The organism is Nocardia sp. NPDC057272 (assembly GCF_042668615.1).
Taxonomy (GTDB): Bacteria; Actinomycetota; Actinomycetes; order Mycobacteriales; family Mycobacteriaceae; genus Nocardia.
This window is the reverse complement of record NZ_JBHUYK010000040.1, coordinates 21,326-42,634: the sequence shown is the minus strand read 5'-3', so window position 1 is coordinate 42,634 and position 21,309 is coordinate 21,326. Positions and strand designations below refer to the sequence as shown.

18 protein-coding genes are annotated in these 21,309 nt (G+C 65.9%); 15 read left to right on the top strand and 3 right to left on the bottom strand.

Features of this window, described 5'->3' with window-relative positions; translation table 11 throughout:
* The first annotated feature begins 26 nt into the window (after nt 1-26).
* The 6 genes from ACFULV_RS32635 (at nt 27) to ACFULV_RS32610 (ending at nt 6,904) form a co-directional block, all read left to right on the top strand.
* Nucleotides 27-914 carry an SDR family oxidoreductase gene (locus ACFULV_RS32635; protein ID WP_378663503.1) on the top strand — a complete coding sequence of 296 codons (888 nt, stop codon included), beginning with the start codon at nt 27-29 and terminating at the stop codon, nt 912-914.
* A complete protein-coding gene (locus ACFULV_RS32630) occupies nt 911-1,768 on the top strand; it encodes an alpha/beta fold hydrolase (protein WP_378663500.1) in 858 nt (285 codons plus the stop codon). The genes ACFULV_RS32635 and ACFULV_RS32630 overlap by 4 nt, the downstream gene beginning before the upstream one ends.
* A 19-nt stretch (nt 1,769-1,787) precedes the next feature.
* Nucleotides 1,788-2,627 carry an SDR family oxidoreductase gene (locus ACFULV_RS32625; protein ID WP_378663497.1) on the top strand — a complete coding sequence of 280 codons (840 nt, stop codon included), beginning with the start codon at nt 1,788-1,790 and terminating at the stop codon, nt 2,625-2,627.
* Between the two features lie 16 nt (nt 2,628-2,643).
* On the top strand, nt 2,644-4,251 hold the full coding sequence (locus ACFULV_RS32620; RefSeq protein WP_378663495.1) for an AMP-binding protein: 1,608 nt from the start codon (nt 2,644-2,646) through the stop codon (nt 4,249-4,251).
* Between the two features lie 30 nt (nt 4,252-4,281).
* Nucleotides 4,282-5,799, top strand: coding sequence for an aldehyde dehydrogenase family protein (locus ACFULV_RS32615; RefSeq protein ID WP_378663492.1), 1,518 nt, complete (start codon nt 4,282-4,284; stop codon nt 5,797-5,799).
* Nucleotides 5,800-6,187: 388 nt separating this feature from the next.
* Complete coding sequence (locus ACFULV_RS32610) at nt 6,188-6,904, top strand: TetR/AcrR family transcriptional regulator (protein WP_378663534.1); 717 nt, start codon at nt 6,188-6,190, stop codon at nt 6,902-6,904.
* Between the two features lie 523 nt (nt 6,905-7,427).
* Here the strand turns inward: ACFULV_RS32610 and ACFULV_RS32605 are convergent.
* Both ACFULV_RS32605 and ACFULV_RS32600 read right to left on the bottom strand, forming a co-directional pair.
* Nucleotides 7,428-8,213 (bottom strand): SDR family NAD(P)-dependent oxidoreductase, encoded by a 786-nt coding sequence (locus ACFULV_RS32605; RefSeq protein ID WP_378663490.1) that lies wholly within the window; start codon nt 8,211-8,213, stop codon nt 7,428-7,430.
* Nucleotides 8,210-9,619 (bottom strand): amidase, encoded by a 1,410-nt coding sequence (locus ACFULV_RS32600; protein ID WP_378663487.1) that lies wholly within the window; start codon nt 9,617-9,619, stop codon nt 8,210-8,212. The genes ACFULV_RS32605 and ACFULV_RS32600 overlap by 4 nt, the downstream gene beginning before the upstream one ends.
* A 95-nt stretch (nt 9,620-9,714) precedes the next feature.
* Between ACFULV_RS32600 and ACFULV_RS32595 the strand changes: the two genes are divergently transcribed.
* Nucleotides 9,715-10,410 carry a TetR/AcrR family transcriptional regulator gene (locus ACFULV_RS32595; protein ID WP_378663484.1) on the top strand — a complete coding sequence of 232 codons (696 nt, stop codon included), beginning with the start codon at nt 9,715-9,717 and terminating at the stop codon, nt 10,408-10,410.
* Nucleotides 10,411-10,430: 20 nt separating this feature from the next.
* Here the strand turns inward: ACFULV_RS32595 and ACFULV_RS32590 are convergent, their stop codons facing one another.
* Nucleotides 10,431-11,102 carry a TetR/AcrR family transcriptional regulator gene (locus ACFULV_RS32590; RefSeq protein WP_378663481.1) on the bottom strand — a complete coding sequence of 224 codons (672 nt, stop codon included), beginning with the start codon at nt 11,100-11,102 and terminating at the stop codon, nt 10,431-10,433.
* 95 nt (nt 11,103-11,197) lie between these two features.
* Between ACFULV_RS32590 and ACFULV_RS32585 the strand changes: the two genes are divergently transcribed.
* From ACFULV_RS32585 to ACFULV_RS32550, 8 genes are all read left to right on the top strand, one after another.
* Nucleotides 11,198-12,697, top strand: a complete 1,500-nt coding sequence (locus ACFULV_RS32585; protein WP_378663478.1) for an MFS transporter — start codon at nt 11,198-11,200, stop codon at nt 12,695-12,697.
* A gap of 65 nt (nt 12,698-12,762) precedes the next feature.
* Nucleotides 12,763-13,587 carry a siderophore-interacting protein gene (locus ACFULV_RS32580; RefSeq protein ID WP_378663475.1) on the top strand — a complete coding sequence of 275 codons (825 nt, stop codon included), beginning with the start codon at nt 12,763-12,765 and terminating at the stop codon, nt 13,585-13,587.
* 88 nt (nt 13,588-13,675) lie between these two features.
* Nucleotides 13,676-14,572, top strand: a complete 897-nt coding sequence (locus ACFULV_RS32575; RefSeq protein ID WP_378663473.1) for an NAD(P)H-binding protein — start codon at nt 13,676-13,678, stop codon at nt 14,570-14,572.
* 152 nt (nt 14,573-14,724) lie between these two features.
* Nucleotides 14,725-15,516 carry a nuclear transport factor 2 family protein gene (locus ACFULV_RS32570; protein ID WP_378663470.1) on the top strand — a complete coding sequence of 264 codons (792 nt, stop codon included), beginning with the start codon at nt 14,725-14,727 and terminating at the stop codon, nt 15,514-15,516.
* A gap of 1,052 nt (nt 15,517-16,568) precedes the next feature.
* Nucleotides 16,569-17,192 carry a TetR/AcrR family transcriptional regulator gene (locus ACFULV_RS32565; RefSeq protein WP_378663467.1) on the top strand — a complete coding sequence of 208 codons (624 nt, stop codon included), beginning with the start codon at nt 16,569-16,571 and terminating at the stop codon, nt 17,190-17,192.
* A gap of 457 nt (nt 17,193-17,649) precedes the next feature.
* Entirely contained in the window at nt 17,650-19,128 is a 1,479-nt protein-coding gene (locus ACFULV_RS32560) for a class I adenylate-forming enzyme family protein (protein WP_378663464.1), read from the top strand.
* Entirely contained in the window at nt 19,125-19,901 is a 777-nt protein-coding gene (locus tag ACFULV_RS32555) for an SDR family oxidoreductase (protein ID WP_378663461.1), read from the top strand. Before ACFULV_RS32560 ends, ACFULV_RS32555 begins: the two co-directional genes overlap by 4 nt.
* A gap of 40 nt (nt 19,902-19,941) precedes the next feature.
* Entirely contained in the window at nt 19,942-21,147 is a 1,206-nt protein-coding gene (locus ACFULV_RS32550) for a cation:proton antiporter (protein ID WP_378663459.1), read from the top strand.
* Nucleotides 21,148-21,309 lie beyond the last annotated feature (162 nt).

Here is a 21,309-nt window from a genome sequence, read left to right as displayed (position 1 = left end):
ACTTCACCTCGAACTAGGAGATAGCAATGGGTTCAATGGAGAACCGGGTCGCCGTCGTCACCGGGGCCGGTCGCGGCATCGGTCGTGAGCACGCGCTGCTGCTGGCGAAAGAAGGTGTCAAGGTCGTGGTCAACGACCTCGGCGGCGCCAACGACGGCAGCGGCAGCGATGCCGGGCCCGCCCGGCAGGTGGCCGACGAGATCGTCGCCGCCGGCGGGCAGGCAGTGGCCAACACCGACAACATCGCCACCTGGGCGGGCGGCAAAGCGCTTGTCGATCAGGCGATCTCGGAATTCGGTGGCCTCGACATCGTGGTGAACAACGCGGGCATTCTGCGAGACGCGTTCATCGCCGGTATGGACGAATCGCAGTGGGATTCGGTCATCGCGGTGCACCTGAAGGGCCACTTCTCGGTCCTGCACCACGCCGCCGTCTACTGGAAGGACCAGACCAAGGCCGGAAAGACGGTCAAGGCGTCGGTGATCAACACCGCCTCGGCGTCGGGCACCTTCATGCCCAACGCGGGCCAGGCCAACTACGGTGCGGCCAAGGCCGGTATCGCCGCGCTGACCGAGGTCGCGGCGCTGGAGCTGGAGCGTTACGGCGTGCGCGTCAATGCGATCGCGCCGGTGGCGCGGACCCGTCTCACGCTCGCGACGCCGGGGATGAGCGCGATATTCGCAGAAGAGGTCCCCGAGGGCGAGTTCGATGCCTTCAGTCCGGCCAACATCGCTCCGATCATGGCCTATCTGGCCAGTGACGAGTGCACGCTGACCGGCAAGGTGCTCGCGGTGCAGGGCGGCGCGGTGTCGCTGCTACGGGGCTGGTTGGCCGTGGAGACGGTGGAGACCGATGGTCCGTGGTCGCTGGAGAAACTGCCCGGTCAGCTGAACCCGTGGAGTGCCGCGGAATGATCGGCGAGCGTCGCGCCCGGTACGCGGGGTATGGCACGCGTGAGCTGTTCGTCGACGGGAGGGGGCCGAAGCTCGTGCTGGTGCACGGCTTCGGCCACCCGGCCGACTGCTGGCGTCCGGTGCTGCAACGGTGCGAACGCGCCGGTCAGTCCGCGGTCGCGCTGGATCTGCCGGGGTTCGGCGCGGCTGACGCGCTCGCGCCGGGTCTGCTGGTACCGCAGCTGGTCTGCTTTCTCGGTGCGGCAGTGCGCCACCATGCCGGGAGTGGGTCGGTGGTGCTGGCGGGCAATTCGCTCGGCGCCGTCACCGCGGTCCAGCTGCTCGACACGGTGCCGGGGGTGCCCGTCGGGGGGCTGGTCGCGCTGGACATGGCGGGCGCGCATTGGGCGCCGCTGGTCCGCGCCGTCGCGCGCGGAAATTGGCCGCTGCTGCGGATGCTGTCCGCCATTCCCGCGCCGAGTCGATGGCGGGTGCGCGTCGCCGACGTGTTCGCCGGGATGGTGCTGTACGGGGATCGGCGCGCACTGGATCGAGAACTGGTGCGGCACTTGAGTTCTCAGATCGGAAACGTGCGGTCTACGAACAGCCTGATCGAGGTGGGCATCCTGGTCAAGAAAGAGGTTGAATCGCTGCCGCTGCCGACCTGGATCGACTGCCCGACCGTGATCGTTCATGGCGACAAGGATCGGCTCGTAGCACCCGCTACCAGCTGGGAGCTACACGCGGCCATCCCGGACAGTCGGCTCCTGATCCTCGCCGGTGTCGGCCACTGCCCGCATCTGGACACCCCGGACACCGTGACCGCACTGGCACTCGACCTCGTGGCGGCCGCGGGCCGATCCGAAACAGCTTGAAGATCAGAGGAGTAGGGCAATGAAGCAGGACACCTCGTTGCGTGGCAAGGTCATCGCGATCACGGGAGGGGCGCGGGGTATCGGACTGGCCACCGCGACCGCGCTCCATCAGCAGGGGGCGCGGGTCGCCATCGGCGATATCGACGCGCAGGCCGCCGAGTCCTCGGCTGCCGCAGCAGGTTTGGCGATGTCCGCGAAGCTCGATGTCACCGACCCCGTCTCGTTCACCGCGTTTCTGGACGAGGTGGAGCGCACCCTCGGACCGGTCGACGTGCTGATCAACAACGCGGGCATCATGCCGGTGGGACGCCTGGCCGACGAGCCGGACGCCGTGACCCGCCGCATTCTCGACATCAACACCTACGGGGTGATCCTGGGCAGCAAACTCGCTGTGCAGCGGATGATTCCGCGCGGGCGCGGCCACGTCGTCAACGTCGCGTCTCTCGCGGCGGAAACCTACGCACCTGGTTTGGCCACCTACGGCGCGAGCAAGTGGGCCGTACTCGGCTTCACCGAGGCGGCCCGGGTGGAGTACCGCGGTAGCGGTATCGAGTTCTCCGCGGTCCTGCCCTCCTTCGTCAACACCGAATTGACCTCGGGCACCAAGGGCATCAAGGGCATCCGCAACGTCGAACCCGAGGACATCGCCGCGGGCATCGTCTCGGTGATCGAACACCCGCGCCCCATCGTCCGGGTGAGCCGGGTGGTGGGTGCGCTGATCGGCGCGCAGAAGTTTCTGCCGCGGACCGTCGGCGAAACCGTCGGTCGCTGGCTGGGCGGCCACGATGTGTTCACCGACGCTGTCGACACCGCTGCCCGCAAGGCCTACGAAGACCGCGCCCGCGGCCCGCTGAACTGATCGAAAAGAGGATCTCATGATCGAGCCGGCAGTGCTGACGCGCCGACTGATCGACGAAGGCGTCGCACTGCGTGCATGCGTGCGCGCCGGGTTGATAGGGCGAATGCCCCTCACCGCCGCCGCCGCGATGGTGGCGTCCATGGCGAAGTTCGGGACGATCGGCGGCGCGCTGAGCGCGTCGGCGGCGCGTTGTCCCGATCGGGTAGTGGTGATCGACGAGCTCGGCGCCCTCACCTACGCCGAACTCGACGGCGACACCAACGCCATCGCCCACCGCTGGCGTGCCGAAGGACTGCGAGCCGGTGCGTCCGTGGCGATCATGGCGCGCAACCACCGGGGATTCCTGATGGCGCTGTTCGCCGCGGGCAAATGCGGTGCCAGGATCGTGTTTCTGAACCACGACTTCGCGGGACCGCAATTGCGCGAGGTAACCGAGCGCGAAGGCGTTGACCTGCTCGTCTACGACGAGGAGTACGCCGCCGTTGTCACGGAAGTATCCGCGGTGCACGGCAAATGGCGTGCCTGGGCGGATACGCCCGGCGACGACACACTCGCCGCCGCAGCCGAGTACCCCATTCGAGCGACCCTGCCCCGGCCGGCTGCTCAGGCCAAACTGGTGGTGCTGACCAGCGGCACCACCGGCACTCCGAAGGGCGCGCCGCGCCCGGAGCCTCGCTCGTTCACGCCGATGGGCGGACTGTTCGGCAAGGTGCCCTATCGGGCCGGTGAGGTCATCGAGATCTGCCCGCCGTTGTTCCACGCCCTCGGCCTCAATCAGGCGGTGCTCGCCATCGCTATGGGCATGACCGTGGTGATCCGGCGTCGTTTCGACCCACTCGTCACCCTGGCCAGTCTCGCGCGACATCGGGTCACGACGCTGATCCTGGTGCCGGTGATGCTCCAGCGCATGCTCGATGCCGAACCCTATCCGCGTGAACACCAAGATCTTTCGGCGTTGCGGATCATCTTCCTCGCCGGTTCGCAACTGGGCGCACCGCTGTGTGCCCGGGGGCTCGACGCGTTCGGGCCGATCCTCTACAACCTCTACGGCTCCACCGAATGCTTCTACGCCACCCTGGCCACCCCGGACGAGCTGACGGCGGAACCGGGTTGTGTGGGAACCGTTGTGCGGGGTGTGCGACTGGAGATTCTCGGCCCCGACGACGAGCAGGTACCCACCGGCGTGACGGGACGAATCTTCATCGCCAACCAGCTGCAATTCGAGGGCTACACCGGCGGCGCTACCAAGCAGCGCGTCCGTGGGCTGATGTCCAGCGGTGATGTGGGTCATGTGGACGCGGCGGGCCGGCTGTTCATCGACGGCCGCGACGACGACATGATCGTCTCCGGCGGCGAGAACGTCTTTCCCGGCGAAGTCGAGGAGACGTTGGCGGCCCACCCCGGCATCGAAGAGGTCGCGGTTCTCGGTGTGGCCGATCCGAAATTCGGCCACCGGTTGAAGGCGTTCGTAGTCGCGCGGCCGGGGGCCGAACTCACTGAAGACGACGTGAAGTCCTATGTGCGAGCCATGCTCGCACGGTTCAAGGTCCCTCGCGAGGTCGTGTTCCTGGACGAATTGCCGCGCAACCCCACGGGCAAGGTCCTCAAGCGTCAGCTGTCCTGACGGCGCTGTCTCGCAACAGAAAGGTCGACGATGACCTCCACACCACTGGCCGGCGCAACGATCGTTGTCCGCAACCCCGCGAACGATCGAGTGGTGGGATCGGTCGCCGACTCCTCGTCGGAGACCGTAGCCGATGCGATCGTCGCCCTGCGTCAACATCAGCCGCACTGGGAATCGATCGGTCCTGCCGGGCGTTCGAAAGTGCTCCGCGCACTGCAGGATTGGATACTCGATAATGCGGCGCAGCTGGCCGATGTCGTGCAATCGGAGACAGGGAAGGTGCGCGCTGAAGCCGAGCTCGAGGTGACGGCGTGGGTGGATCTGATCAGCTACTGGGGCCGCCAGGCCGGCCGGTTCCTCGCCGACGAGCATCCGGCACCGCACAGCCCGCTCGGCCGGATCAAGAAGTTGACCACGCGGTACCGGCCCTACCAGGTGGTGGGTGTCATCACGCCGTGGAACTACCCGCTGGGCATGGGCGCGATGGACATCATCCCCGCGCTGATGGCCGGTGCGTCGGTGCTGCACAAACCCTCCGAGGTGACACCGCTGTCGGCGGTCGAGATCGCGCGGGGCTGGGCCGAAGTGGGCGGACCTCCGGTGTTCATGGTGATCACCGGAGGTGCGGGGGCGGGTGCGGCCCTGGTCGAGGGCGCCGATTTTCTGCAGTTCACCGGCTCCACCGCCACGGGCAGGATCGTCACCCGGCAACGCTCGGAAAGGTTCAAGCCCTACAGCCTGGAACTGGGTGGCAAGGATCCGGCGATCGTGGTCGCCGACGCCGACCTGGATCGCGCGGCGCACGGCATCGCGTGGGGCGCGCTGCTCAACGCGGGCCAGACCTGCGTGTCGATCGAGCGGGTCTACGTCGAAGCCCCGGTCTACGACGCGTTCGTCGCCAAACTCACCGAGCGGGTCGAGGCGCTGCGGGTGGGGCAAGACGATCGCGAATTCCGTTACGACGTAGGCGCATTGGCCAACCAGCAGCAGCTCGAGATCGTCAGCCGTCACGTCGACGAGGCCGTCGCCGCGGGGGCGCGCGTGCTCACCGGGGGAAAGCCGACCGGTGTGGGCACCTTCTTCGAACCGACCGTGCTGGTCGATGTCGACCACTCCATGTCCTGCATCCGTGAGGAAACCTTCGGTCCCACCATCCCCGTGATCAAGGTCGCCGACGAGGACGAGGCGGTCCGGCTCGCCAATGACTCGGAGTACGGTCTTTCAGCATCGATTTGGACCGGTGACCGGCAGCGCGGCCGCCGACTTGCAGGCCGGCTGGATGCCGGGGCAGTGAACATCAACGACTCCATCGCGAACGTATTCAGCTTCGTGCTCCCGATGGGTGGGTGGAAGCAGTCAGGCGTCGGCTCCCGATGGGGCGGTGCCGCGGGCATTCGAAAGTACTGTCGCCAGCAGGCCATGACAGAACCGGTCGTGATGGCGATTCCCCGCGAGGTCTACTGGTTCCCCTATTCCAAGGCGAAATTCGGGTTCGTGTTCACCCTGGTGCGCGCTCTCAGCGGGCGCGGCCGCCGTCGCCTGCGATGAGTGCTGCGTGGCGATTTCGGGCCGATCGAGTTGATCCCACCGACCAGGTGACTTCGGAGTCGGACGTGCCGGCATTCCGGAGCTCGGTTGGCCTGAGGGCATGAACAGGCGATTGACGGATCGGATCGCATGCCGCCAACAGCAAGCTCGCCCGCGTCGAGCAGATCAAGAAGTACGCGATCCTGCCTGACACGTGGGAGCCCGGCAGCGATGTCGTGACGCCAACCATGAGCTCAAACGGCGCCCGATCGCCAGCAAATACGCGAACGAGATCGAAGAGCTCTACCGCTACCAGCGGGGCGACTCCGTGCGTTGCTACGGAGAAGCTTACGAGATAACCGCAGAAGAAATGAGAGTGCCGGTGAGCGACCACGCAACGCTAGGCCAGGTGGAATACCCGGACAGCCCGGACTGGTTCCATCGGTCTCGTGTCCCCGCCACTCGCCCACATCGGGAGGCGCGTGAGCGGCGGCGGGCGCAGCTACTCGCCGCGGCCGTCGAGATCTTCGTGTCCCGTGGCTACCACGCGGCCGTGATGAACGACATGGCGCAGCGGGCGGGGTGTAGCAAACCTGTCTTCTACCAGCACTTCTCAGGCAAGCTGGATCTATATCTCACAGTGCTGCGTGAGTCGGTCGATATGCTGGTCACGGGGGTCGAGCAGGCACTGTCCTGCGCTGTCGACAACAAGTCGCGTGTCCGCGCCGCCGTGGGCGCGTACTTCGACTACGTCGATCACGAAACACAGAACTTTCGTTTGGTTTTCGAATCCGACGTGATCAGCGAACCGGCAGTGCAACGTTTGGTCGACGGCGCGGTCGACGGCTGCATCGAAGCAGTGTGCGCGGTGATCGCGCGGCACTCGGGTCTCGACCCCTACCGTGCGCACATGCTGGCGACAGGTTTGGTCGGTGCCAGCCAAGTCGCCGCAAGCCACTGGCTGGATTCGAACAGAGCCATTCCCAAGGATGAGGCCGTCGACATCATCGTCGAGCTCTGCTGGGGTGGGCTGTCCACCGTGCCCTCCCAGCCCGGTGGCCCTGCTGCGGCAGCGGATTTCACCGAGACCCCGGCGGCGAATGCCGTCGAACGGCTGTCCGCCTAGCGGCGGCAGCAGCCCGCGCCCTGGTAGGAGGCCGAACACGGTGCCGACACGGCCTGGCATGAGCACGAATGTGCCGGGCTCCTGCCCAGCACTCAGCCAGAGGGTAGGGCAATGACGCCAGACCGTCACAGTGCCGACGAGGTGGTGCTGCCGCGACTGGATGCGCGTGTCGCCGCGCTGGTCCGGGCCATGCGGGTACGGAAGGCGTCGTGCTGAGCGGAAACTCGATGGGTGCCGGCCCTCGCTCTGCGATCGGCGCTGAACCGTCATCAATCCCCGCCCGCGCGTTTCGGTCACCCTCCTGGCCGGCAGGGTGGTCGGTGCACAACGGTTCCTGCCCCGTGCGGTGACCGAATTCCTCACTCGCCGAACGGGTATGTCACATGCCATGCTCGACGGCGTCGACGTCGAAGCCCGCAAGACTTATGAATCACGGGCACGCGGCATGAACGGCTGAACATGATCCGCGGCACCACGAGCAGCGAACGAGGACTGTCGATCGGCCTCGTTCGCTGCCTGCGGTTTACGAGGCGCCGCGGTGCATTGCGCTGATCTCGGCGGCGCCGGCTATTCGCTGGACGGCGGCGTTGACCGCGGGAGCCAGTGATCCCAGCTTGGCGGCGATCCGCACCTCCAGTGGCGCGGCGACGATTTCGCCCTTGTTCCGCAGGATGGCCCTGACGACACTGTTGGCAACCTGTTCGGGGCTGACCGTGCGGACGCCTGGTGGCAGCCGCATGCCGGAGTCGGCGAACATGCCCGCATCGCGGACGAATCCGGGCATCACGGTGGAGACGCCGACGCCGGTGCCGTGCAGCTCCTGACGGAGGCCGTCGGCGAAACCGCGCAGGCCGAACTTCGTGGCGCTGTACATCGAGCCGCCGGGGGAGGCGGTGATGCCCGCGACAGAGCCGACGAAGACCAGGTGACCGCTCCCGCGTTCGAGCATCGCGGGCAGCGCGCCGCGCGCCAGGGCGATCGGCGCCCGCAGGTTCACCGCGAGGTTACGGTCGATCTTGTCGATGCTGAAGTTCGTCAGCTGCCCGACGCCGGGAAGTGCCGCGTTGGCGATGATCACATCCACCGGGCCGGCCTGCTCGAGCAGTTCCTCCGGTGCCTCCGGCCGGGCGAGGTCGGCGGTCAACGCGGTCGCGCCCAGTTCGGTGGACAGTGCGTCGAGGGCTTCGGCGCGTCGCCCGGTGATGGTGAGGACGGCGCCCTCGGCGTGCAGGGCGCGGGCGATGGCATGGCCGAGGCCGCCGGTGGCGCCGGTGAGCAGTACGCGAGCTTCGCGCAGGTCGATGGTCATCGGATCTCCTGGATGGTGGGGAACGGTTGGCAGGCTTCGACGGTGTAGGCGATCTCGAGCAGCGTGCGCTCGTCGCCGTGGGCCGCAGAGAAGTGCACACCGATCGGTGGTCTCCCGGCATCGACTCGGGCCGGGACGGTGACCGCCGGGGCGCCGGCGATGTTGTGCAACGGCGTGTACGCGGCATAGTTCTGGAGCCGGTCGAGCAGTTCGTCGAATTCGGCTGTGGGGCTGAGGTACCCGATGCCCGGGGTGCTGTGCGCCGAGGTCGGTGACAACAGCAGCTCATGGCGGGCGAACATTGTCGCGTACGTAGCCACCACACGGCGTAGCCGCAGTAACGCGCCGGGCGTGCGGTGCAGGCTGCGGCGATGCTGTGCCCGCAGGCCGCCGGTCAGCCCGTCGATCTCGGCGGTATCGAACGATCGGTCCAGCATCACCTTTCCGGTGCTGACCGCGAGGTCGGCCAACAGCCGCCAGTACTGGATGAAGTCGACGGCGAACTGCTCGGTGAAGGGCAGCGTGAACGGCTCGACCACGTGTCCGGCCTGCTCCAGCAGCGCGGCCACTCGCTCGACCGCGTCGCGGGTCGGCTGGTCGACCGGTGCACCGGTGACGGTGTCGAGCACGAGCCCGATCCGCAGGCGACGCCGGGAGGGGCCGTCGACCCGGCCGATCGGAGGTAGCGACGGGTTGCGCCAGTGGTCTTCGGCGGCGGCTACGAACGCCGCGGTGTCGCGCACGCTGCGCGTGAGAACGCCCTCGGAGACGATGTTGATCGGCAGGTGGCTCGCCTGCTCGCCGTCCCGATGCCTGCCGCGGGTGGGCTTGAGCCCGACCAGACCCGCGCACGCCGCCGGGATCCGGATCGATCCACCCCCGTCGTTGGCGTGCGCGATCGGGACCACGCCCGCGGCGACCAACGCCGCGGACCCGCCGGAGGACGCCCCGACCGAGTGCCCGGTATGCCACGGGTTGCGTGTGGGGGGCCCGGTCTGGAACTCGGTGGATGCGTTGAACCCGAACTCCGGCATCCGCGACTTGCCCAGCACTGTCATCCCGGTGCTGAGGAACTGGGTGGCGTAGGCGCCGTCACGTCTGGCCGGCCGAGCGGTGTACGCCTCGCTGCCGTGGTTGGTCGGCAGGCCGCGCAGGTCGGTGTTGTCCTTGACGAATGTCGGCACGCCATACAGCGCGCCGGTGTCCTCGGGGGCGTAACGCGGCTGGTCGTAGAGCGGCACCTGGACCGCGCCGAGCAGCGGATCGACCTTGCGCGCCCGGTCAGCCGCCGCCGATGCCAGTTCGGCCGGACTCACCTGCCCCGAACGGACCTGCTTCGCGAGCGCGACCGCATCGGCGCTTCCGAGCGCGTCGTCGCAAAACGCGTGCACCACATGGCCGTCCATACCGCTCCTTCGCCTGCCGATCGTCTCGAAACGGAACTGTAGATATTCTTCCAGACTTTGTCTAGAAGAATTTACAGACATATATGCTGTCTCGCATGGCTACGACCAGGCGACACGGCCCTAACGCATTGGCGCGCCGCGACGCGCTGCTACGCGCCACCGTGGAGGTGGCCGCTGAGCGCGGGACTGCAGGCGTCACCCACCGCGCCGTCACCGAACGCGCCGGTCTCCCGCTCGCCACCGTCAGCTACTTTTTTCCTTCGATCGAGGAGCTCGCCGAGGAGGCGCTGCGCACCTTTACCGAGGCCGAAGCCGCCGTCCAGATCGGGCTCGCCGAGCAGCTCGCCGACGCGCAGAACACCCCCGACGAGGTCGCCCAGGCCTTCGCCGCCGCTGCTGCGCCCCGGCTGCCGGAAACGATGGCGATGTTCGAGGCCTACTTGCACGCGGCGCGGAAGCCGGAGTTCCGCGAGCCGGTGGCCGCCGCCCTGGATGCGTTGCGCACCATCGCCGCAGCGGCTGTTCGCGCGGCAGGCGCACCGGACCCCGAAGCGGCCGCGCCTGCTTTCACCGCGCTGGCCCACGGTTTCGCACTGCACCAACTAGCCGCACCGGATTCCGTCGAACCCGGCGCCGTGCACGCCGCCAGCCGGGCGTTGTTTCTCGGCTACCTCCTCGACAACGGCTACACCGACCTCGCGCTCGACCTCGCCGACTCGAACGACCGCCGCGGCGAGAAGGCCCGAGATCGGCGGCAGGACACAGCTCCCCGGGTGGGGCGGAACCCTTAGCGGTCACCCGGACGGCGATGTCAGCGGTGCCGTTGCTGGAACAGTCGTTTGGCGCGATCGACTTCGTCGGGAGTGAGGGCGCCCGCGGGCAGCGGCGGGCGCGTCAGCTTCTGGTCACGCAGCCCGTCCAGAACGAGCGCGAGGTAGCGTCGCCACGCGTCGGGATTGACCGATTGGGCGAATTCGGCCATCGCGCCGACCATGTGTACGAGCGCGAAGAAGTCACCAGGCTCGGCGTCGGTGCGCAGCGCACCGGCTTGCTTGGCACGGGCGAACAGTGCGCGGACAGCAGGTTCGACTCGGGCGCGTTCGTGGTTGAGTGATGCGCCTCCGTGATCCGCGCCGCCCATCACTTCGACGAGTCCACGGTTGACGGACATGTGGGTGAAGGCGAACTCGAAGAACTCGGTCAGTCCCTGCCACGGGTCGGCGACGGTGAGCGCGCGGTCGGCCGCATCGGCCAAGTCCTGGAACAGCTTCCCGAATACCGCGTCGACAAGGTCGTCCTTGTCCGGGAACCGCCGATAGATCGTGCCGACGCCGAGGCTCGCGTGTGCGGCGACATCGACAAGGGTGGCTTCCAGGCCGCGTTCGGCGAACACCTCACGGGCGGCATCGAGGATGAGCATCCGGTTGCGTAGCGCATCCGCCCGCAGTGGTCGCCCGGTGGGAGAACTAGTGACCATGCTCATGATCCCATCATACCCGCTAAGCGGAACAACTTTTCCGGATAAGTGTTAGCCTTCGATAAGCGGAATAAAGTTTCCACATAAGTGAGCGAGGGCGGATGAAGACACGAGCAGACGAGATGACAGGGGTATCTGCGGCGGCGACACTCCCTGCCCGAGGTGATCACGCCAAACGTTGGCTGGTGCTGGCGGTGTTGGGCGTGGCGCAACTGATGGTGGTGCTCGACGCCACGATCGTGAACATCGCGCTTCCGGCCGCGCAGCGGTCCCTGGAATTCGGCGATGCGGACCGTCAATGGGTGGTGACCGCCTATGCGCTGGCCTTCGGCAGCCTGTTGCTGTTGGGCGGACGATTGTCGGATCTGTTCGGCCGGCGTCGTACCTTCATCATCGGCCTCGCCGGATTCGCGGTCGCCTCCGCGGTCGGCGGCGCGGCGGTGAACTTCGAGATGCTCGTGGCTGCCCGCGCGGGCCAGGGTGTGTTCGCCGCTCTGCTGGCCCCGGCAGCGCTCTCGCTGTTGTCGGTGACTTTCACCGATCCCGGCGAACGAGCCAAGGCGTTCGGTATCTTCGGTGGCCTCGCCGGTGCCGGTGGTGCGATCGGCTTGCTGCTCGGCGGTGTGCTGACCGAGTGGGTCGATTGGCGATGGACGCTGTTCGTCAACCTCGCCTTCGCCGCGGTGGCTCTGGTCGGTGCGGTGGCCCTGCTGGCACCGCACACCAGTGATCAGCGCCCCAAGCTCGATATTCCCGGCACTGTCACTGTGTCGGCGAGTTTGTTCGCGATCGTGTTCGGCTTCTCCAAGGCCGAATCCAGCGGCTGGGCCTCCGGGACAACCGTGGGCTGGTTGATCGCGGGGGTGGGGTTGTTGGCCGTATTCCTCTACCTGCAAACCGAGGTCGAGCATCCGTTGCTGCCGCTACGAGTGGTACTCGACCGAGTTCGAGCGGGTTCGTACTTGGCGATGGCTGTCTCCGGGGCGGGGATGTTCGCGGTGTTCTTGTTCCTGACCTTCTATATGCAGAACAACCTGGGTTACAGCCCGATCGTCACCGGCTTCGCGTTTCTGCCGATGGTCGCGGGCATCGTGGTCGGCTCCACCGTGGCCAGTGCGGTCTTGCTGCCGCGCATCGGCCCCCGCGTGTTGTTGTTCGCCGGATTGCTGATCGCCTCGGGCGGAATGGCATTGCTGGCACAGCTCGAGATCGACAGCACCTACACGCCACACATCATGCCCGGCCTCGTCGTCATGGGACTCGGCCTCGGCACGCTGTTCGCGCCCGCGATGCAGGGCGCGACCGCGGGAGTGCACCACGACGATGCCGGGGTCGCCTCGGCGATGGTCAATACCGTGCAGCAGGTGGGCGGTTCGATCGGAACCGCACTGCTCAGCACCATCGCGGTCTCGGCCTCCGCCGACTATGTCAACGGAAAGTCCACCGGTCCGAACACTTTTGCCGAAGCCGCGGTGCACAGCTACACCACCACCTTCTGGTGGGCAGCCGCGATTCTCGCGGTCGGCGCGGTAGTGACCGGCGCGATCACGCGCAACGGACTGCTTCCGGAGGCTGAAGGCGAACCGGTACTCGTCCATTGACGCGACCGTGCCAGCACGCCCGACCTCCGGCGACAAACAACCACCTATCGAAATGAGGCTCGACCATGCCCGGACACGCCACCAGGACCAAACCCGACCAACGGCGGATCGTGACGCCGGAAGTCCTTGCGAGTGAGCGGATCAGCCCCAACTTCGTCCGCGTCACCGTGGGCGGGCCGGAGCTCGCGGCGTTCGCTCCGATGGGACACGACCAGTGGTTCCGGCTGTTCCTGCCCGGCCCTGACGGTTTGCGCCTGCCGACCACGACCAACAACGTCGTGGCACTGGCCCAGTTCCTGATGATGAGCAAGCAGACCCGGCCGCTACTACGGAACTACACCGTCCGTGACCACCGCGCGGCCGGCGCCGGGCGGTTCGGCGACACCGACGAAGTCGATATCGACTTCGTCGCACACGGCGACGGCGGCGCGGCATCGGCCTGGGCCGAGGCGGTCGCCCCTGGAACCCGCATCGGACTACTCGACGAGGGCATCACCTACCGGCTTCCTTACGACTACGACTGGACACTGCTCGCCGGCGACGAAAGCGCGCTCCCCGCCATCGCGGGTGTGCTGCGTTCCGCGCCCCGCACGCTACGCGGTGCGGCCTTCCTGGAGATCCCGCACCCAGACGACCGGCAGGAACTCGGCGAACCCGCCGGCGTCGAGGTGACCTGGCTGCCCCGAACCGGCCACAACACACCGATCGGCGCGCTCGCCACCGAGGCGGTTCGGGCCGCACGCCTGCCCGCCGCAGGGGTGTACGCCTTCATCGCCGGAGAACAGAAGCTCGCCACCGGAATTCGCCGGCATTTGGTCAACGATCGCGGAATTCCCAAGGCGGACATCAACTTCGCCGGATATTGGCGCCTGGGGAAAGCGCACCCGTGAGGAATCCCCATGCACCCTCGCGAGAAGCGACACCCGTCCGCCCGAAACTCGGTCCGAACCCACCGACCACAATCGACAGGAGTATGAAATGACCACCTACGCGGTCACTGGAGCCAGTGGTCCACTCGGCCGATCGGCCATCGACCACCTCATCGCGCGGGGTGCCGCACCGCACGACATCGTGGCAGTCCTGCGCAGCCCGGACAAGGGTGCGGATTTGGTGGCCCGCGGCATCGACGTCCGATACGGGGACTACTCCGTGCCACACTCGTTGCCCGCCGCGCTGATGGACGTCGACCGGTTACTGCTGGTCTCCGGCAGTGAGTTCGGCCCCCGTCGCGTTGAGCAGCATGCGAATGTGATCGAGGCCGCCGAGCAGGTGGGTGTGCAGCGTGTGGTCTACACCAGTTTCATGAACGCAGACTTCGCGAACAATCCGCTGGTCCCCGACCATCGTTACACTGAGGCGCTGCTGGCGAAATCCTTTGTCCCGCACACGATCCTGCGCAACGGAACCTACTACGAGATCTATTCCGATCAGCTACCCACCTATCTGGCGGTCGGTGCGGTGATGAGCGCCGCAGGGTCCGGTCGAGTGTCGGGGGCCGCCCGCTCGGATCTCGCCGAGGCCGCCGCGGTGGCACTACTGGACGACAGTGACAGCAATCATCGCTATGACCTGGGCGGGCCCGGGTTCACCCAGCAGGGTCTCGCCGACGTCATCAGCGCGGTTACCGGTACATCCGTCACCTATCGCGACTCGAGTTCCGACGAGTACAGGACCGCGCTGGAGGGCTCCGGCGTGCCGTCACACACCGCCCGATTCCTCACCGCCATCGCCGAATCGATTGCCCGCGGCGAACTCGAATCTCGTGGCGAGAATGATCTGCCTCGCCTGATCGGTCGGTCACCGGTCACCCTCACCGCTGCGATCCAGGCAGCGGTCGACGAAACGAACGCAGCGTCCTCGCGCCTCGCCAGGTGAGGATGGCCGGACTTCCCGCCGCCGGGTTCGCACAGCGCGGGAAAGCTCGGGCATGACACGAGCCTGGCACGCTCGTCGGTCGCCACATCGTGTGCAATCCTGGTCGAGTGCCTTGGATCCCGGAGTTTTTCTCGGCCCCTGCCCTGGAACGCATGCGGGCACAGGTCAGTGACAAGGCGACTGCCGTTCCGTACTTCGCGGGTCTGATGGCCGACGACTCGTCCGCGCTCATCCGGTCGTTCGCCGGAGAACCGGAACTTCATGACCCCATACGCGGCAGGGTCAAGGGTGCATCCGCATTCGAGCGGTTCGCACACGAGACGAAGACGTGGCTGGCCGAACGCAGCGCCACCTTCGAGACCGTCGGCCTCGTACTCACACGGCGTCGGACGGTGGAAGAGACCGTGCTCCAACTGAATACCGACGGGGGACGAGTGGAGCTGCCCGTGGCAGTCGCTGCGGACCGCGACGGCGACGGGCGGCTCGTCGAGTTGCGGGTCTATTTCAGTACCTGGCCTTTGACCGGTGGTCACGCGATTCGACCGCCGGTCCTTCAACTCGACCCGGATGCTCACACCGACGATGTCGTCGGCGACTACCAGCGTGCGCTGGCGCGTGGTGACGCTCGGGCCGCTGCCAATTGTTTCGAGCCTGACGGCTACTTCCGTGAACCAGCGGGCTGCCAGTACATCCACCGAGGCCACGATAGTCTGCGCGCGCACTACGAGACGTTCTTCTCGAATGGTGGAGGCGTGCCCCTCGAGCACTGCGCGGTAGCCGACGACGGGAAAGCTTGCGCCCTGGAGTACAACGTCATCCGCTGGGGGCGAACGAACTTGTCGCCGCAGGCAGGCATCGCGGTCTATGTTCGCGGTTCCGGCGGCCGCCTGGCCGCTGCTCGCGTCTACGACGACTCGGACCCCCCGCTTCCCCATCCCTTATGAAGAGCGGACGCGCCACAGCGAAGTCAGCTACCCGGGCGCGGACAGGCGGACGCCAGCTCCTTCGCTACGTAGCTGACCGGTTCATTCATGGTTAATCCAGCTGGCGCCGCGATGTGGAGCGGGGATTGCAGCTGGTGCGGGCACTCAACGCAGGGACGATCACCCATGCGTGGTCAAGACAAGACGCTAATCGCCAACGGCGCCCGGACAGCGAATCTCGGCCGAGTACTGGAAACTATAGGTAGTACCTCACAGAAACCCCACCGTTTTGACTCGGAATCTATGCGAAACGTTGAGGGCAGTCGCTTCGTGAAAATGCCTAGTGCTGAGCACTATTGGGTCTCGGCGGGTAGGTTTTGGACAACTAGAATCCGCGCCCGGTGGTCACAGGTTCAAATCCTGTCAGCCCGACAGTGAAAACCCTCTCTGACCTCGGCCGGGGGGGTTTCTTGTACCTCATGATTTGACGTTTTTTGTCCGATATACAAACCTATTGCACATTAATGGCTTCAACCGTTCCCCTGTCGGTCCCGTTGGCCCGCGACTTTGCCGACTGGGGCCAGTGCCTGGCCCTGTATGAGGCAGATCATAAGATCGTCCGACGGGCTGGATCGTTCGCTTATCGCTGCCGATGGCTGCAACACGTCGGGGGAGTCCATCGCGGCCGGATTGTCCAGGCTGTACCGCGTTGAATCGAATGTGCTCAGCAGTGGCATGTGTGGATGGTCGTCGTATCGATCATCGCGATGGCTTGCATCGGCTCCGATTTGGATTGCGGAGGGCTGGTGCTGAGTCTTTGAGTGAGTGTGTGGACCCAAATACCTTGCGCTGGGTCTAGTTTCGGCGACGTGCCTGGTGAAATACTCTCGGCCGCTCGATGTCGATGCGGGCACAACTGGGGCGGCTCTGTAGGTCGGCGACCGGTTCGCTGCGTAGCTATCCCTCGCGTCGGTCGGACCGCGGCAGAAGCTATGTGTCGTTGGCTCGCGATTGCCCAGCTCGAGGCGTCGGAAGTCAAGGCGTCGGGGGTACCACTGATACGATCTCAAATCGTGTTCGAAAACAAAGCGGGTTCGCAGCCCTCTGGTCGACCGGCGCCGGTGCAGCGCCGCGGAGTCGAGCGTGTTCGGGCGATCCTCGAAGCAGCCGAAGTGCTGCTCTGTGAGCAGGGCTACGAGGGTTCCACTCTGAAGGCGATCGGTGAGCGGACCGGCATTCCGCAAGCATCCATCTATCACTACTTCGGCGATCGAAACCAGGTTGACGTCGAGTTGGCGCGCCGGCACGTGCACGAACTGGATATCCGGATTATCGCTGCGCTCGAACGGCGGGTCTCGAAGAATCTGAATCAGGCCATCGTGGTGTACGTCGATCTTCTGCTCACGTATTTCAGGGAGTTTCCGGCCTTTGTCGAGCTTTGGTATTTCGGGAGATCCCCAGCGGTCGCAGAGGTGGCCCAAGCCTTCGACGAAGCGCAGGCCGAGCTGTTCTGGCGCTATCTCATCGACCGGAACTTCATCGGTGCGGACACTCCCCGGTTGGTCGTGGAGCTCGCTTTCGAAGCGGGCAACAAGCTGTTCGACGCCGCGTTCCGGCGATCGAGGTCCGGTGACGAGTTGACCATTGCGGAAACAAAACGGCTGATCAACGCCTACCTCTCCACCTACGCACCGTAAGCGCTGAGCCGAGGTCCGCGCTGGGGCGTGCCCGACTGGCCGTCGCCGAACGATTGTTGACAGCCCGCCCCTCAGGGCATAAACTCGAACTAGATTCGACTTCGGATCTTGGTCGTCGTAGGGCGCGCCCCTCGCTCTACGACGACCGCAGGCACGAAGTGAGTCGACGGTGCTGGAGGAATTGCTGCAGCGCTGACAAGCGGCGCAGGCTCCTGCTCGGTTCAACGGTGCACCGAGTGAGGACGACGATGTTCGATGCGAGCCTGCCTGCGGAACCAGCTGCAACGCTTGTACTTCCGAGCCCTACCGCGAGGCGTCTCGTCGGTTCGTTCGGTGCAGTCGCAGCCGGGTGCGGAAGGGGCACATCCGAGTCCGCACAAGACAGATAACTAGGCGGGGGCAAGGAACGGGGCAACCATGCTCGTCTTTTGCTCACCCGCCGCTCGGAGGTCGCCGAATGACAACTGCCGTTATCGAAATCACCCGCGCGCGAAACCCCTTCCCGCAGTCAGGCGTGGCGCGAGACTCTAGGGGAACGCCACGTTATTCGGATGTTCCCGCGACTCTGCTCGACGCATTGCGTGCCTATGCCGAGGGGCGGCCCGATGCTGAGGCGGTTGTCGAAATCGGTCGAAATCGGCTGACCTATTCGCAATTGTGGAAGGCGGCGTGCCGAGTCGCCGGCGGCTTACGGGCCGCCGGGGTCCGCCGTGGTGATCGGGTCGCGCTGCGATACCCGTCCGGAATGAACTGGGTGCTCGGCTACTGGGGCACGCTGCTGGCTGGTGGTGTCGCGGTAGTGGTGAATACTCGGTCTGTGCCCGCGGAGGTTGAGTTCGTCCTCTGCGATGCTGGTGTGAAAGTTGACCTCGCTGCCGATACTCCACTGCCCGACGGTGATTCATATGTGTCCGAAGGAATCGTGGCCACCGACGTGGCAGCGCTTTTCTACACCTCGGAAACCACGGGCGACCTGAAGGGCGTCCCGACCACGCACGAAGCCTTGGTCACCAACGCCGAGAACATGATCCGCGGCTTCGGCCTGCCCCGCGAGGTGAACTCGGACTTACGCATGCTGATCTCGGTACCGCTGTTCGATGTAGCGGCATGTAACTCCCAACTCCTGGTCGCCAGTTATGTCGGGGGCACTGCGGTTATCCTGCCTGTGCTCGACCTCGCCGCACTGGTCAATGCGGTCGTGGCAGAACGTATTTCATTCGTGGTGACGGCGCCAGCGGTGTACTCGCTGCTGCTAAGCCACCCGAGCTTTGCCGATGCCGACATGACCAGTGTGCGAATGGTCGGCTACGGAGGCTCACCGATCGCACCGTCACTGGTGCGCGAGCTCTTGGCGGCATTCCCCCGGGCAACCCTGACCAACGGATACAGCTTGACCGAGGCGGCATCGTTGATCACCGTCTTACCCGACCGGGATGCACTGGCACACGCTGACTCCGTCGGTTACGCGGTGCCGTCGGTCGACATCGGGATCGTCCCGCTCGGGGACATCCCGAACGTCGGCGAGCTGGTGGTCCGTGGTGCCAATGTCACCGAGGGTTACTGGTATCGGCCACGAGCGACAGCGGAGACCATCGTCGGCGGTTGGCTCCGCACCGGAGACATCGCCCGCATCGATGACGCCGGACGCGTCTACCTCGTCGGCCGGAATGACAGCATCATCAACCGTGGCGGCGCCAAAATCTCGAGTGCGGAGCCGCAATACGCCGCGATCTGCACGGAGCCGTTGCCCCATGCGGCGAGTCGAGTAGGAGCGAACTGCGTCGAAATGTGCGGTGGGGTGCACCGCTGCGGTAGCGGCCCACATTTCCGGTCGGGCGAGATCGCTCGCCGACAGACAGAGGGTACGGAAGCTCCGATGCCTGATTACCCGGCAGTTGACCGCATTCGAGTAGACAGTGACAGTGGGTTGAGGTGAACCGAATCGATCTATCCGGCCGGTCTGCCATCGTCACCGGTGGTGCTCAGGGCACCGCTCTGGCTGTGGCACAAGCGATTGCAGCCGCCGGTGGGAACGTGATGCTGGCCATGCGCAGCCAGAAGGCCGCGAACACTGCGGCGGCCGTGGTGGGTGGTAATGCCGTCGGTATCGCGGCCCACGCCGTCGACCAGGCGGCGGTTCAGCGATGTGTGGAGGCGGCGGTCGACCGTTTCGGCAGCGTCGATATCTTGGTCAATGCCTCCGGTACCAACCACACCCACGGCCGGGTCACCGATCAGGATTACATGCGATTCACCAAGACCTTCGGGGTGAACTTGTGGGCGCCGATCCTATGGACGTCGGTCGTGACGCGCACGTGGATGAGCGAGCACGGCGGCGTGGTGATCAACACGATCGACGGCACAGGTTCGGAGGGTGGCCTCGGGCTGTACGGTGCGTCGAATGCCGCACTGATCCATCTCACCGAAGAGTTGGCGGTCGAGCTCTCACCGACAGTGCGGGTCAACGCTGTCGTGGTCGGCGTCGCCGGGTTCGAACACACAGAGTCGGCGACAATTCTCACGCGAACCGGCGAGCTGGACGACATCGGTGACGCTGTGGCGTCTCTGGCCTCGGAGACCGAGAGATGGGTGACAGGCCAGACCATGGTCATCGTGGGAGACGGCGGGCTGCGGTCCGCACCGCGCCCGCAGGAACCAACCGAAGACACACCCGCCCAGCTCGATCGCTGGGCCGCACCTCGGCCGTAGCCTACGGAAACGGCCCTTCGAGTACACGCCGTGGAGGATGATGTTTCTCGCAATCGCGGTGACGATGGCCATCGTGCTGGCGTGGGCGTGCGTATCGGGGGTCCTCACTCGATGGAGCGTGACCGAGCCGGTCGCGATGATCGTCGCGGGCGCCGCCGTCGGGTTGACCGATGACGAGTGGTTGCTGGCGTCGATCGATACCACCACCGCGTTGCGTGTCGTCGAGTTCGGGCTGGCACTGTTCCTGTTCAATGACGCGACCGAGATCCGCGAACGTATTGCCAGAAATACCGGGGTGACGAGGATGCTGGTGGCCTTCGCGGCCGGCATCGTCCTGGCCACGGTCGTGGGGAAGTTCGTGCTGAATCTGGATTCGTGGCCACTGCTGCTGATCCTCGCCTGCATCGTAATGCCGACCGATCTGGTTCCCGCACAATCGATCCTGCGCGATAATCGCATCACCAAACGGGTGCGCGACACGCTCAATGTCGAAAGCGGGCTCAATGACGGACTCGTCGCACCGATCATGCTGTTCGCCTTGGAAGCCTACCGGCGCGCGATCGACTCCGAGGATGCGTGGGGGGCGCTGGGGCACGCACTGGCCGCCGTAGCCAAAGCGGTCCTGGTCGGCGTCCCGATCGGGGTCGCCGCGGGCATTGGGCTCTCGGTGGCCGCGGCGCGTGGCTGGACCGACCCACGCACTGTGCGTTGCGGCATCCTGGCCGTTCCGGTGCTCACCTTCGCGATGAGCGTCTCCATCGACGGCAACGGGTTCGTGGCGGCCTTCCTCGCCGGGATCGCCTACCGGGCCACACATCGTGATATCCCGGGGGAGCCGCTGGAACTCACCGAACGCCTCGGCCAATTCCTGGGTCTCGGCCTGTGGTTCATCGTCGGGGCGATCGCGGTGGCCAGTCCCTGGCTGCATTGGACTGTGGTCGTCTACGGACTGCTCGCGCTCACCGCGTTCCGTATGGCGCCCACCTGGATCGCCCTGGTCGGGTCTCGTTTCACCTGGTCCGAACGAGTCATACTGTGCTCGCTCGGACCGAGGGGCGTCGCATCGATCGTCTTCGGTCTGCTAGCGATGAACACCATGGCCGGCTCGCCGGACACCGAACTAGTGGTGGGTGCGACGCTGGTCGTGGTGTGTGCCAGCATTCTGCTGCACGGAATCGGAGCACCCGTGGTGGCCGCCCGCCTGGGCAGGGCAGGCCGGGCTGAGGCTGAGGGCGAAGTGGTCTGAGGCCTCAGCGTCGGGGGGATTCGTCGGTCACCAGGCGGTAGATGGCGTAGCACGCGAACCAGATGATCGCGATTGTGCAGGAAATGAAGAGAACCTCGACCGCTGTGACCATTTCACCGTTTCCTTCTGGATTTCTCTTGGCAGCCTGGGTGACGGCCTCGC